This is a genomic window from Paucisalibacillus globulus DSM 18846 (genome assembly GCF_000482485.1).
Lineage (GTDB): Bacteria > Bacillota > Bacilli > Bacillales > Amphibacillaceae > Ornithinibacillus > Ornithinibacillus globulus.
Window position 1 is genome coordinate 297,233 of sequence record NZ_KI519435.1, and the last position, 13,920, is coordinate 311,152.

Sequence of the window (13,920 nt, forward strand, 5' to 3'; positions counted from 1 at the left end):
TAACAAGGGACCGTCCTCACTGTATTACTACGTATAACAGCGAGCGACTGTCCCTTCTATTAAATACTATAATCTAATAGTAATTTCCTCACCTTGCGAGCTTTTTAATTCTAATATGGTTGTTCCACGATGTTTTTTGGCTTCATTGATGGCAGTTTTAATTAGTGGTTTTAATAGTTTGTTATTCATAGGAGATTTACTGATTGTTGTTGATTCACTAGTATAATAGTCTCGTTCGGTGATTTTTCGCCAAATAAAGTTAGTCAGCATGATAGTGGTTGCCGTATTTAATATAAAATAAGGTACTAATAATGTAAAATTACGGTCAGATTTCATTTTTATCTTAAGCATATAATTCAACCTACTCTATAAAAATAGCAACCTTGTCCCCATCACCTGAGGTAATATCAACAATTTGCCCATCTATTTCTTGATCAATTGCTTCTAATATCAAATCAACATCCAAATCCTTCACATACTTCTGTGATTCTGGTATATTGGCCGCAATACCGTGCCCTGCCTTCAATAATGCATGACATAATCTGACTGGCAAATTTACTTTCACATTATCATTTTCATGTGATTGAATACGGATTTTCAATGTCTTATCAAGATAATTAGAGGATTTCACTTTTTTAGTGCTTTCTCCTTTTTCTTTTAATAAAGAAATCAATTCCGCTGCCTTATCCGCATCAATTTTTCCTTCCTCCATCATACCTAATACCTTTGCAATCTCATCCTTCATTTTCCTTCCTCCTAATCTTTTAACATTTTAATTGCTTCATCAGCAGTGATTTCTCCCCGCTCGAGCATTCCTACAACTTTACGTTCATCCACGGTTGTTTTGTCATTGGAATCATGTCCGAGTGCCTGCACAATATCATTCAACTTTCCCCTTACTGTTGGATAAGATATCCCTAGTTCTTTCTCCATTTCCTTAATGTTTCCTCTGCAAACTAAGAAGGTCTCAATAAACTGAAGCTGTTCCTTTGAAAGCAGGTTGAACTTAGGTAGTTCAAATTCATTTTCAATAACTGTATTGCAGTGGTTACAGTGAAGTTTGGTAACGGTAAGAGTTTCACTACAAACTGGACAATGAGTTAGTAAAGTATGTGTCATCATTGGTTCCCTTTCCTTATTTTGATACCATTATAAACAATCCACTACGATATGTAAATATAAAATTAAGATAATTAATTTTATTTTAAATATTAATTAAATAATTTGATTCAAATATTAATAATCTCAATTCTAAACTTCCCCGAACACTCTTTTTCTAGGTGAATAACCTAATTAATAAGTACTTTTCGGAGGGATCTTATGCAAATTTTTTATACGGTTCAATCTGGAGACACAATAAACCAAATTGCTAGCAGATTTGGCACTACAACTATGACACTAATTAATGCAAATAATATTCCATCTCATAATACTATTTTCATTGGACAACAACTATCTATTCCACCAGGCATCAATCGTTATCGCGTTCAATCAGGTGATACAATCTATAAAATCGCTTCTCAATTTAGAATTCCAATTTCAGCCATTATTCAAGCGAACGACCTAAGCGCTCCTTACGTCATTTATCCTAACCAGCTTTTAGAAATACCACCTGGTCTTCCGTACTATACCGTACAACCCGGTGATTCGTTATACCGAATCGGCCTACGCTATAAAGTGACGACTGCCGGAACAGTGAACACCGAACTCATTCGCACAGTAAATAATCTGTCATCTACCGTGATTTATCCTGGAATGCGGCTTTTCATTCCATTCGCTCCTTTTGGAGAAAAAGGTATTATCGCGTATACAGCAGGGGATATAGGAAGTTTTGACATTTGGCTTTATGATGTATCAAGCGGAAACACACATCAGCTCACCAATCGATTAGGAGAATCATTCTCCGTTCCTTACTGGTCACCAAACCGGGATAAAATTGCATTTGTTGGTAGGGGAAATATCATCTATCTTGTTCAAATAAATACTGGAGTAACAGCAACAATTGATCAGCTTTCTGAGGGAATAGGTGCCTACCTCAATTGGTCACCAAATAACTCCATTCTTACTTATTCAAAACCTAACCAAATCGTACTTTATCAAGTTAATACAAATCAGTTCCAAATTATCAATCAATCGGAGGCAACTGATGTACAATGGTTTCCTAATGGCAATCAATTACTTTTTCAAGCACCAGATGAAAATGGCATTAGTCAACTATACCGTATACAAGCAAATGGAACTAACCGGACAAAAATCACTGCAAATACAGGTGGTAGATACAACCATGTTAGACTCTCACCCAATGGCCAATTTGTGCTTTACACTACTCCCGGGGCCAGCATCTCTATCATTCATATTATTGACTTATCAACTGGTAGTGAATATGAAGTTGAGGGGGGTCCATTAGGGAAGAACTACTTTCCAACTTGGTCACATGATGCAACATCGATTGCCTTTAGCGCAACATCATTCGAAGAACTAGGATACTTTTCATTAATTAAAACGACAGACAATCACGGTAACAATGAACAGACCATTTCTATTTCAAATTGCTTCTCCACACCAGTTGATTGGTCACCAAACGGAACAAAGATTGCTTATCTATCCGGCTGCACAACTGAAATATCTGCAACTGAACTTTGGGTAACTGATGTAAACCGTCATGTTTCCAGAAGACTAGTAACGCAGCCTAACATTATGGCTTTGGAATGGGCACCAGAAGCAAGTAAGGATACAACAGCAACCTATCAAAACAGCCAGTTCCGTGTGCAATTTCAATATCCATCACACTGGAGGCAAGTGAGTTACGTACGTTATGAAGGTGCTGCTGGATTTTTTCAACTAGCAGTAAAATCATCCCCTGCTACCATCGGTGTTGTTTGTCAGAATGAAGCACACCATATACTAATGCCTTATGGTTCCGATCCACAAATCACCCATACATCTATCCAGAATCAGGAAGCCTGTTTTATCTATCCTTCATTAGACCAACCAGCAGAAATGAATAATCAAGCTGCCTTCATTATTCGCTATCCTAATCCAATCACAATTGGTGAAGATACCTACCAGTTCTTTATTTTATGGGCAGATAGTCATCATATTAATGAGATGGTTTCAACTGTAGATTTTATATAACATTATTGGGGGGATATACACACCCACTATTTCTATGCCAAAAGCACTACAAACTTCACATTAACTTAATACTGGGTTTACATTACATTGGTATAATTTACTATAAATCTATTATGTTTCTGCGGGGGATAAAACGTGAACAACAAGAAAAAGAGTAGTAATAGCAACGGGATTAGTCTTAGAAAACGTTTGTTACTTATTTTTATTACGTTATTAGCGATTTCTGTTATTGCAGTTGGAATTAGCTCGTACACCATTGCTAGAAATACAACAATGGAGGCCATTGAAAAAAGACTATTAAGTGAAGTAGATTTAACAAGTGACTTGGCTAGTAATTTAAAATTCACTTATGTTAGTGACGAAGCTTACTTTTGGCAACAGTTAGAAATCAGTGTACGTTCCCAAAAGGAAAAGCTTGATAATGATGGCATTATATCCGATTACTTTTACATAACCGAGGATGATGTTGTTCCATTTAAAATTAGTAAGGAAACCTTAATAGAAATACCAGATTCCCTAGTTTCTTCCATTCAAGAAAAGGGACACGGTACCATTCACCAACCCATTAACGGAGAGGATTATACATTAAGCTTTGTTAAAATGGATGAAGTAAACGGCACTTATGTTGTCATGGTACAAACCTCGAGCTACATGGGTAGCATCCATCAAATGGCTTATATTATGATTGGCATTATCGTTATTAGTCTGTTAACTGCAACTATCGCTGTACTTATTTTCGTTCGAGGCATTACAAACCCATTAAGTGCACTAAGGGAAAAAATGAAACAAATTCGAAGCGGGGATTTAAAAGATGATACGTTGACAGTTCAAACCAACATACCTGAAATATCATCTTTAGTAAAAAGCTATCAAGCAATGGTTACTCATATGAGATCCTTGTTACACCAGATTAACGACACGACTAATCATCTTGAACAGACTGGTAGCGAACTACAGCAATCATCAGAAGGGACCCTTGCTTCAAGTCAGGACCTTATAGTAGCCATCCAAGCTGTTAAAAATGGTGCTGAACAAACGGCTAGTAGTTCAGAAGGAAGCTCTGAATCCTTTAAATCAATGAAGGAAAAGATTGAACAAATGATTGCTAGTATGGGGACAATTTTTACGAATGCAAATGATATGGATAGCTCAGCAAAACACGGGGAGAAAAATATATCAGAACTAATTAGTACCATGAATACGTTTAATCAAGACTTTGAGCATTTAACTTCAACCGTTCATCATGTACAGTCCTATTCTAACTCCATTAGTCAGCTTGTCGGATTAATACAAGGGATTGCCGATCAAACAAAGTTGCTATCTTTGAACGCTTCCATTGAGGCCGCAAGAGCTGGAGATGCAGGAAAAGGGTTTGCAGTTGTCGCAAATGAGGTCGGTATGCTTGCCGAGCAATCTTCTAGTGCAGCAGAACAGATAACGGAATCCATTTCTAATATGGACAAGATCACCAATACCGCTACACAAGAGTTCGAACAAATGCTTACGAAAACAAAAACAACCTTAACGAAATCGAATGAAGCAAAAATAACCATTGATGAATTAATGAAAGAAGTTTTTGAGGTTAATACGGAACTTCAAAGTGTACAGGGAGAACTAAAAGAACTAGAACAGCTTTTACCCCCACTCGAAAGGGAAACAATAGGCTTCTTATCCATTTCCCAAGAAACACTAGCAAGTGCCGAGGAAATGTTAGCAAGTAGTGAGAGTCAAATGAAACAGATGGAGCATACACACGAAGTCGGTCTAAAACTTACTAAGTTATCAAACTCCCTTGCGGAGAGTACAAAACAATATAAAACCCAATAATAAAAGACTGGCACTTGGCCAGTCTTTTCTATATTCATCAAGGGGGGAGATGAAATTCAATATATAGTTTAACCAAAACGGCCAGAAATATAATCTTCCGTACGACTGTCGTTTGGTTTTGTAAAGATAGTATCTGTTACGTCAAACTCCACCACTTCTCCATCCAGGAAAAAGGCAGTACGATCTGAAATACGTGCAGCCTGCTGCATATTATGCGTAACAATAATAATCGAATAGTCTTTTTTCAATTCCTGAACTAAATCCTCTATTTTAAGCGTTGATTTTGGGTCCAGCGCAGAAGTAGGTTCATCCATTAATATAACGTCCGGCTCAATTGCTAATGTACGTGCGATACATAAACGCTGCTGTTGTCCTCCAGATAAACCATACGCATTCTCTTTTAATCGGTCCTTTACTTCGTCCCAGATATACGCACCGCGTAGACTTTTCTCAACAATTTCATCAAGAATTTTCTTATTACGGATCCCGTGAATTCTTGGACCATATGCGATGTTGTCATAAATAGACTTTGGAAATGGATTTGGCTTTTGAAACACCATTCCAACACGAGTTCTAAGATTCTCTACTTTAAAGGATTTGTCTAAAATACTTTGTCCTTTATAGGATATTTCTCCAGTTGTACGTACTGTTGGAACTAATTCCACCATACGATTTAATGTCTTTAAATAAGTCGATTTCCCACATCCTGAAGGACCAATAATCGCAGTTACTTCATTTTCCTTAATCTTTAGATTGATATCCTTTAAAGCATGTGTTTCACCATACCAAAGATTTAATTCCTTTGTATCAAAGACAACATTATTATTTGCTATAGAAGACGCGATATCTATATTACCATTGTTTACCATTACCATATTCTCCTTAACTGTTAAAAGACTCATTGCTCTCTTCCTCCTTCGTTTAGAAACGTTGTTGGAATTTATTACGGATAAATATTGCAGCTGAATTCAGTACAAACAATAATACTAATAAAACGATGATTGTTCCGGCAGCAAGGTTTGCATATTCCGCTACTAAGGATGAATCAATTGTCCAGTAATAAATTTGCATCGGAAGTGCTGTAAATTTATCAAAGATCCCTTCTGGAAAAGGAATTATCAGCGCAGGGATTCCGATTACAGTAAGTGGTGCTGTTTCACCAATTGCACGGGATAGTGCTAAAATCGCTCCTGTTAACATACCCGGTAAAGCTGCTGGTAAAATAACATTCTTAATCGTTTGCCATTTCGTTGCTCCCATGCCATATGAAGCTTCACTTAAGAATCCTGGAACAGCCCTAATTGCTTCTTGAGCAGCTACAATTACGATAGGAAGAATTAATAGTGATAAGGTTAAACCACCAGCTAAAATGATATTTCCCATTTCCATTGCTCGTACAAATATGGTTAGCCCTAAAATTCCGTATACAATCGAGGGTACACCTGCTAAGTTGGAAATATTCGTTTGGATAATAGCTTGTAATCGCCCCTTTTTCGCATATAATTCAAGATAAATTGCGGTCCCAATACCAAGAATTAGTGTAACTGGTGCAACAACCAACATCATCCACAATGTACCTAAGAGAGCACCCATAATTCCTGCACGTTCTGCATCAGTAGATTGTCTTCCAGTTAAAAAGTTCCAATCAATCCAACCAATACTATCAACAACAACACGATAAATTAATATAGCTAATACAATAAGTCCAAAGATTGTTGCTAAAAGGAACAGCATCTTTAATATATTATTTTTTGCAATTCTTCCATCCATACGTTTTGTTACTTGATCAGCATTTAAATACTTCATTTTAGTATTCCTCCCTAAACCTACGAGAGACATATCTTGCAAGTAAATTCATTAACAACGTGAATACAAATAAGGTCATTGCAACAGCATACAAGCTATAATAAATCGTTGTGCCGGCAGCCGCTTCTCCACCAGATACTTCAACAATATAGGCTGTCATCGTCTGCATCGACTGTGTAATATCAAAGGTAAAGTTTTTCGAGCTACCACTCGCAATTGTAACAATCATCGTTTCTCCAATTGCCCGGGATATTCCCAGTACAAACGAAGCGATAATTCCTGATAAAGCAGCTGGGATAACAACCTTGAATGTTGTTTCTAATTTTGTAGCACCAAGTCCAAGAGCACCTTCACGCATTGCATTCGGAACGGAACTCATTGCATCCTCAGAAAGGGAAGCAATCATCGGAATAATCATGATTCCCATTACAATTCCTGGACTTAATATATTTGTTGCCGCGACATCTGGCCAAATAGAACGGATTAATGGCGTTACAAAGGTAAAAGCAAAGAAACCATAAACAATTGTCGGAATTCCAGCGAGAATTTCTAACATCGGTTTTAATACTTTTCTAACCCGATCAGATGCGTACTCACTTAAATAAATCGCCGCCATTAAACCAATTGGTCCTGCCACTAACATAGCAATGGTCGATGAAATAATCGTCCCATTTAAAAGTGGCAATACGCCAAATTCGGGATTTTGACTCATAGGCTTTAGAACAGTTCCTGTAAAGAAGTCCCATATTGGAACACGTTTAAAAAATTCTATTGTCTCCGTTAAGAGCGTGATTACAATTCCAACCGTTGTAAAAACAGTAATGATTGCAAATAAAAACAGGACAACAGGTATTAGTTTTTCCGTAATACTTGAAAGACTCTTTCCCTGTTTGTTTTTTGCGATCATTCCCTTTACATCTATAGCGGTATTTTTATTGTTTTCATTTGCTGCCATTTTGCGCAGCTCTCCTTCCAAATCGAAAAGTCACAATAAGATGAGAGCAAAAAGGTGCCCTCATCTTTTGTTATACTCATGCATAATTTCTAAGATAGTTTATTTTATTATTGAAGTGCTTTTAGTTCATCAACTAGTGCTTTTGCTTCTTCTTCTGGGATTGGAGCAAATCCAGTTTCTCCAGCAACATCATTAGCTGTTTCCATTACATAGATTGCATAATCTAATACTTGTGGCTTTTCTTTCGCATTATTCACATTTAAGTAAGTGAATACCGGGCGAGTATATCCTGCGTAATCTCCATCTTCAGCAATAGTATCAAGAGATGGTGTTACTGCACCTTCACCAAAGTCAATTCCTACAGCATTAACTTTTTCTTTGTTGCTATCATAGTATCCAAATCCGAAGAAGCCAATTGCATTTGTATCTTCAGAAACTAGTGTAACTAATGTTGAATAATCTTGTTGAAGACTGACATCACTTACTAAATCTTGCTCTTCCAAAATATTTTCATAGAAGAACTCATAGGTTCCATGGTTTTCGTTAGGTCCATAAGTTTGGATTTTTTCATTTGGCCAGTCAGCGTTAACATCAGACCAGTTTGTGTACTCACCAAGGAAGATCCCCTGTACTTGATCTGTAGTTAATTCAGTTGCCCAGTCGTTATCCGGATGTGTAACAATTGTCAAACCGTCTAAAGCAACTTTTAATTCTTTTACTTCAATTCCAAGTTCTTCTGCTTTTGCTGTTTCTTCATCTTTAATTAAACGAGATGCATCGTTAAAGTCTGTACCATTTTCTTGTAAGAATTTTTCAAAACCTGCAGAAGTTCCAGCACGACTCACTTCTACAGACACATTTGGTTGCACATCAAGCATATAGTTTTCGGATAATTTAGCCATTAGTGGAAATACAGTACCAGATCCATCGATTACTACGCTACCTTCTAATTCTTCTGAAGCATTTTCTTCGTTTCCGTTATCTGTACTTTCTGAAGCATCATCAGAAGCGTTATCTCCAGAATTTTTCTCTTCTTCACTGTCCCCACATGCAACAAGCATTACCGCTAAAGCTGCTACGAATAGGAACATTAAATACTTTTTGAATTTCATCTAAATTGTCCTCCCCAAAGTGCGTTTTGTATTTTTAGAGGGTTGCTTTCCCCCTTACAAACTTAAGTATAAGTTGGGAATGTTAAGTCTATGTGGACTAAATGTAAAGGGTTTGTAAATTTATATATTTATTTGTATACGCTGTTTTCGTAATGGTAATTGCTGTTTTTTTCACAGATGATGGAAGCTTTGCGGTACTTTATTAATAAATTAAGTTATGAACCTAACTGGCTTCGGTTCAAAATGATGTGAACGATGCTGTTATACATCTTTTCGAACCAGGTTCTCCGTCAAATTGATGTGAATGATGCTCTTATACATCATTTCGAACTAGTTTCTCCGTCAAAACGATGTGAATGATGATCTTATATATCATTGCAACCTAGATTTACATTAGAAGCGGTGCGCATCTCAATATTTCTTAACCCTTACCGCACAGCCTATACAAATTATTTAATTAAAAGCAACCTTCTAATAAACACCCGTTGTGTAAGACTAATTTCCTATTAATGGATAACAAACGAGAATATGGTGGACAACTTATGAAATCGTGATAAAATTTAGAATAAGAGATATAAAGGGGAAATTACTATGAAGAACTTATGGTTGAGAAAAATAGCTGTTGCATTAATTGCGATATTGACCTTTGGTTTGTATACTCCTACTTATTTAATCGCCGATGAGGAAAATAACGAGGTTGTTTCACCAGACGATCATGACCATAGCGAAATAGCTGTTCAAGTTGTCTCTGAAGAAAAAGAAGATATAGATGTCATAAGTACTTTTACCGAAAAAGCAAAAGAGCAAAGCTTAGCTAAGTTTGGTCCTAAAATTTCTGAAAAAGTTGAAGAAGAATTTAATCAAATTATTTTACCTAAAATTGAACTAGCATTAGAAAACATACTTGAAAATGAAGATACTTCATATGTTTCCATAACCGAACAACCATCTAATGGATATGGGGAACGAATTTTTAATATTTATAATGAATTATCGAAGGAAGATATTGCAAAGTTCCATGTAAGACGCGACAATAGGCCACTAGATGGGTATTGGTTTAACTTCCATTACCATGTAAAAGATGATAATTTCGAAACCCATCATACATTAGGTGAGATTTATTGGGATAAAAACACCCCACCAAAATGGATGTCATAATTGCAGATTAATTAGGTGCCATCACCCGAAGATATATTAGAAAAACCTCCAGCAATGGAGGTTTTTTTATAGTTGTTCATATAAGTTTGTTAATTGAACATCAAATTCACTTTGAGGAGCATCAAGTGGAAAAACTCTTGCAGTACCATTCTCATTCACTTGTTGAATATATACTTGCTTTCCATTATAGGTAACATGTTTCATCTCTGGGGACTGTGAAATTTCTTCAGCTCTCATACGGTGCACCTTATTATCCCTCCATCTATAACGATATTGGACCAGATTCATTCAATCCATCTAAGTCAACCTCTTGTTCATGTTGAATAGCATCCAGTGGAAATACCTTAGCATTCTGCCCATTGACCTCCTGAATATAGACAGGAATTCCATGATAATTCACATTTACAAATACATCTGAGTTCATTATTTTCTCTGCACGCTCTATATCCATTGTTTCTCACTCCTCATAATTACCTTTTTGTATGTTTATTTTTTGCAGTAACAAAAAGTCCATACGAGGTTAAAAAGGGATGATTTGAAATAAATTTCCATATCTTTTGTAGACCTGGAATATGTAACTTTTTAGCATAATGTAATCCACATAGCCCTACATTAAATGGGGTTGCTGCATGAATGATATCTGGCTGAAATTGTGTTAACTCTTCTCTCAATTGATTCTATTTGGAAGTGCTATCCTACATTCTGGGTATATATAAGAAAAATGGCAGGCTTTTAAATCGACATGGCTGTTTTGAGGACTAAATAGGGCCTTTTTCGTAGATAGACTTTTTTCATCATAGCAACAGGAAGATGACTAATTGCGAGAGACACTGCACCTGCAATGGCAGTTAACCTTATGGAACCCGTTGTAAAAATAATAAGTAAGATAATACTTGAAATTGTAAAGGTGCTCCCCCTAGAAAGGTAATGTTGCGAAAGAAAACATTTGGAATTTTATAATCATAGTAACGGGTTAAATAGTTGAAGGACTTGCAATCTAACCTATACATGGATTTCACCATCCTCCACCACTTTCATAATTAATAGGTAAGATAAATTAATACGGCAGCAAGACTAACACTTAGTCTTAGAAGGAACTTCATTCTTACACCCCCCAATAGAAAGGTAACTTACTCTAAGTATAAGGATTAAAGATTAAGCAATTAATAACACACGGTGAATTCTCTGTAAATTTAGTCAAAAAAATAACTAGCCAGTTTCTTCACCAGCTAGTTCCCAGCACTTATTCTATACTCGAAAATGTTTCTTTAACAATAATGGATTGAGTTACTCGTACTTTTTTATGCTCTTTAAAATCTTCTTCCTCTACAAGCCCCAGATTTAATGCCGACTCCAATTTTTCCGTGTCCGGGATTTTCGTTTCAATTATAAACTCTTTAAGATTAAGTTCCTCTAGTCTCCTAACCGTACCTATATCATCATAATTAACTGCAGTGCGTATTTGGCGCTGTAACTTATAATTTCCTTGCCTGATCTCACCTTTACCTTGTTTACCAAATGATGAATCCAATGCATCATGAAACTTCTTTTTCAGGTCATTCATTTCTTGTTCTATTTCCTTTTTTCGCTTGTTTAGTTCAACATACCGCTTCATTTCCTCTTCTGTAATTGTAAGTACTTTTCCCATCTTACACACCCCCAAAATAACATTTATATTCATTCCTATGTGGGTCAGATGAACTTCATACCAAAAAAAATCGGACATGCCCCGATCAAATTAAACACATTTTATTTCATACTCTTGAATATAAATGGTTGATAAAAATACGGAGGTGTATTCGGTTTGGGACCAAAAATAATTAAGAAAAGTTCATTTAAACTGATAGGGTATCGCCTTCCAGCAAATCTTCATAAGGCGGAAGAACATAACGTGATCAAAAGTACAGCAACCCACCTAAAGGATATTGCAGAGCAAATTCCAAATAAAGTAAGGGAGGATGTATTAGTTATTCAAATCTACCCGATGATGGAGCAATTTAATCCATTTAAGAATAAAGATAGTTTGTTAATTGGATTTGAAGTAGAAAATGTTGAAATGGGTCCAAGTAATACAGAACTTTACACCATTGAAGAAAATATGTATGTTAACTGTAAGCACAATGGATCACGAACAGATATTTATAAAACATATGATTACTTATACAATAATTGGATACAAAAAAATCGCTACACTCCACTTGGATTCGATATGGAAGTTTGGAATGAACATGGTGAATCTAACGTAGAAATCTGTATCGCCATAAACAAATTACTCTAGTATGCTTCCGGAGGTTTATTTCCTTTCTGCCATTGGTAATAATACAAAGTATACTTTAGACCTAGGATAAGCTGTTAATAAATGTCATATATATGGTAGAAAAATATGGATAAGGAGTGGCGAAATGAATACTGCAACACGATGGAAGAGAGGGCTTTTTACCTTCTTATTAATAATATTGTTGTCTATACCTCTAGTCGTACATCATAACTCGCAGCCAGTAAATGCCTCTATTGAAACCACCCAAGAAGAATCACTAGCCGACAAACTTAATCAGATTCTAAGTAACCATGCACTAAACGGATCTACCACTGGTGTAAGCGTTCGGAATGTGGATTCAGGAGAACTACTTTTTTCATATTATGGTGACCACCGGCTACACCCCGCATCTAATATGAAAATACTAACAGCTGTAGCTGCATTAGAGACACTTGGACCTGACTATCGTTTTACTACAGAAGTTTTAACGGATGGGAGAATTAGAGGGGATGTACTTATGGGTAACCTTTATTTGAAAGGGAAGGGTGATCCAACTCTGTTAAAGGAAGACCTTGATCAATTTGCTGCTGATTTAAAAGCAAAAGGCATCAAAAACATACAAGGGAACTTAATTGGTGATGATACTTGGTATGATGATGTCCGACTTTCACAAGACCTGAACTGGTCAGACGAACCGTTCTATACTGGAGCACAAGTTTCCGCATTAACTCTTTCACCAAATAAAGATTATGACGCTGCGACTGTCATCGTAGAGGTTTATCCCGGCAAGAAAGTTGGCGATAAGCCCGTAGTAAAACTTACACCACACACCGACTATGTCAAAATCATCAATAATGCCTCTACAGTTAGTACCGACCATAGTAGAGCAGTTTCTATTGAAAGGAAACACGGTTCTAATGACATTGTCATCGAGGGCGTTATTCCTGTAGAAGGGTCTAATGCAAGATCTTGGGTATCGATTTGGGAACCAACAGGATACGCTGTAGATGTTTTCAAGAAGTCCTTGGAGGAACATGGGATTACACTAACCAGAAATCCAAAAGCCACAGGTCCAGCGGAAACTACTCCTACGAATGCGACTGTTCTTACCTCAAAAGAGTCTATGACACTTGAAGAATTACTCGTTCCATTTATGAAATTAAGTAATAACGGGCATGGTGAAACACTGGCCAAAGAAATGGGAAGAGTTGTCCATAATGAGGGAAGTTGGGATAAAGGTCTAGAGGTTATGAAGGAGGTTGCGAGCAAATTTGGGATAAACGGAGATACCATTCTTCTTCGTGATGGTTCCGGTATGTCTCATAAAACTTTGATTCCCACTAACGAACTATCACAATTGCTTTTTGAAGTACAAGATGAGGAATGGTACTCTGCATTTGAATACTCTTTACCTATCGCAGGTAATTCTGAGCGATTAGTTGGCGGAACGTTACGATACCGAATGACAGATGGCCCAGCAGCTAATAATGTCATGGCAAAAACCGGATCTCTTACTGGGGTTTCCTCCTTATCAGGTTATGTCACAACGAAAGATGGACAAAAATTAATCTTCTCCATCATGGTTAATAATTATTTGGGAGCTTCTAGTGGAATTACAAAAATTGAAGACGAGATTGCTACTGAATTAGCTAATTATGAATTTTAATTAA

General features: G+C 36.5%; 15 protein-coding genes. 5 read left to right on the forward strand and 10 right to left on the reverse strand.

Annotated elements, in window-relative coordinates:
• Window positions 1-66 precede the first annotated feature (66 nt).
• From K332_RS0113605 to K332_RS0113615, 3 genes are read right to left on the reverse strand one after another with little or no spacing between them, the layout of a single operon-like run.
• A complete protein-coding gene (locus tag K332_RS0113605) occupies window positions 67-351 on the reverse strand; it encodes a hypothetical protein (protein WP_026907954.1) in 285 nt (94 codons plus the stop codon).
• Window positions 352-361: 10 nt separating this feature from the next.
• Window positions 362-745: a hypothetical protein gene (locus K332_RS0113610; RefSeq protein WP_026907955.1), complete on the reverse strand. Its 384-nt coding sequence runs from the start codon at window positions 743-745 to the stop codon at window positions 362-364.
• Between the two features lie 11 nt (window positions 746-756).
• Complete coding sequence (locus K332_RS0113615; protein WP_026907956.1) at window positions 757-1,119, reverse strand: DUF2089 domain-containing protein; 363 nt, start codon at window positions 1,117-1,119, stop codon at window positions 757-759.
• A 201-nt stretch (window positions 1,120-1,320) separates the two neighbouring features.
• On the opposite strand from K332_RS0113615, the gene K332_RS0113620 reads away from it, so the two are divergent.
• The gene (locus K332_RS0113620; protein WP_036688930.1) at window positions 1,321-3,135 is read left to right on the forward strand and encodes a LysM peptidoglycan-binding domain-containing protein; all 1,815 of its coding nucleotides are present in this window, start codon (window positions 1,321-1,323) and stop codon (window positions 3,133-3,135) included.
• 135 nt (window positions 3,136-3,270) lie between these two features.
• Window positions 3,271-4,962: a methyl-accepting chemotaxis protein gene (locus K332_RS0113625; RefSeq protein ID WP_036688932.1), complete on the forward strand. Its 1,692-nt coding sequence runs from the start codon at window positions 3,271-3,273 to the stop codon at window positions 4,960-4,962.
• A gap of 68 nt (window positions 4,963-5,030) precedes the next feature.
• On the opposite strand, the gene pstB is transcribed toward K332_RS0113625, so the two are convergent.
• From pstB to K332_RS0113645, 4 genes are all read right to left on the reverse strand, one after another.
• Complete coding sequence (pstB, locus tag K332_RS0113630) at window positions 5,031-5,831, reverse strand: phosphate ABC transporter ATP-binding protein PstB (RefSeq protein WP_425414460.1); 801 nt, start codon at window positions 5,829-5,831, stop codon at window positions 5,031-5,033.
• Window positions 5,832-5,883: 52 nt separating this feature from the next.
• Window positions 5,884-6,768 carry a phosphate ABC transporter permease PstA gene (gene pstA / locus K332_RS0113635; RefSeq protein WP_026907960.1) on the reverse strand — a complete coding sequence of 295 codons (885 nt, stop codon included), beginning with the start codon at window positions 6,766-6,768 and terminating at the stop codon, window positions 5,884-5,886.
• Between the two features lies 1 nt (window position 6,769).
• Window positions 6,770-7,723, reverse strand: a complete 954-nt coding sequence (pstC, locus tag K332_RS0113640; RefSeq protein ID WP_026907961.1) for a phosphate ABC transporter permease subunit PstC — start codon at window positions 7,721-7,723, stop codon at window positions 6,770-6,772.
• Window positions 7,724-7,830: 107 nt separating this feature from the next.
• A complete protein-coding gene (locus tag K332_RS0113645; protein ID WP_026907962.1) occupies window positions 7,831-8,835 on the reverse strand; it encodes a PstS family phosphate ABC transporter substrate-binding protein in 1,005 nt (334 codons plus the stop codon).
• 591 nt (window positions 8,836-9,426) lie between these two features.
• On the opposite strand from K332_RS0113645, the gene K332_RS0113650 reads away from it, so the two are divergent.
• A complete protein-coding gene (locus K332_RS0113650; RefSeq protein WP_026907963.1) occupies window positions 9,427-9,993 on the forward strand; it encodes a YpjP family protein in 567 nt (188 codons plus the stop codon).
• A gap of 66 nt (window positions 9,994-10,059) precedes the next feature.
• Here K332_RS0113650 and K332_RS0113655 read toward each other — a convergent pair whose 3' ends face one another.
• The 3 genes from K332_RS0113655 to K332_RS0113670 form a co-directional block, all read right to left on the reverse strand.
• Window positions 10,060-10,230, reverse strand: a complete 171-nt coding sequence (locus K332_RS0113655; protein ID WP_425414461.1) for an H-type small acid-soluble spore protein — start codon at window positions 10,228-10,230, stop codon at window positions 10,060-10,062.
• Window positions 10,231-10,255: 25 nt separating this feature from the next.
• Window positions 10,256-10,444 (reverse strand): H-type small acid-soluble spore protein, encoded by a 189-nt coding sequence (locus K332_RS0113660; protein WP_026907965.1) that lies wholly within the window; start codon window positions 10,442-10,444, stop codon window positions 10,256-10,258.
• Window positions 10,445-11,236: 792 nt separating this feature from the next.
• Window positions 11,237-11,641 (reverse strand): hypothetical protein, encoded by a 405-nt coding sequence (locus K332_RS0113670; RefSeq protein ID WP_026907967.1) that lies wholly within the window; start codon window positions 11,639-11,641, stop codon window positions 11,237-11,239.
• A 156-nt stretch (window positions 11,642-11,797) separates the two neighbouring features.
• On the opposite strand from K332_RS0113670, the gene K332_RS0113675 reads away from it, so the two are divergent.
• Entirely contained in the window at window positions 11,798-12,271 is a 474-nt protein-coding gene (locus K332_RS0113675; RefSeq protein ID WP_026907968.1) for a GyrI-like domain-containing protein, read from the forward strand.
• Between the two features lie 124 nt (window positions 12,272-12,395).
• Window positions 12,396-13,916 carry a D-alanyl-D-alanine carboxypeptidase/D-alanyl-D-alanine endopeptidase gene (gene dacB / locus K332_RS0113680; protein WP_026907969.1) on the forward strand — a complete coding sequence of 507 codons (1,521 nt, stop codon included), beginning with the start codon at window positions 12,396-12,398 and terminating at the stop codon, window positions 13,914-13,916.
• Window positions 13,917-13,920 lie beyond the last annotated feature (4 nt).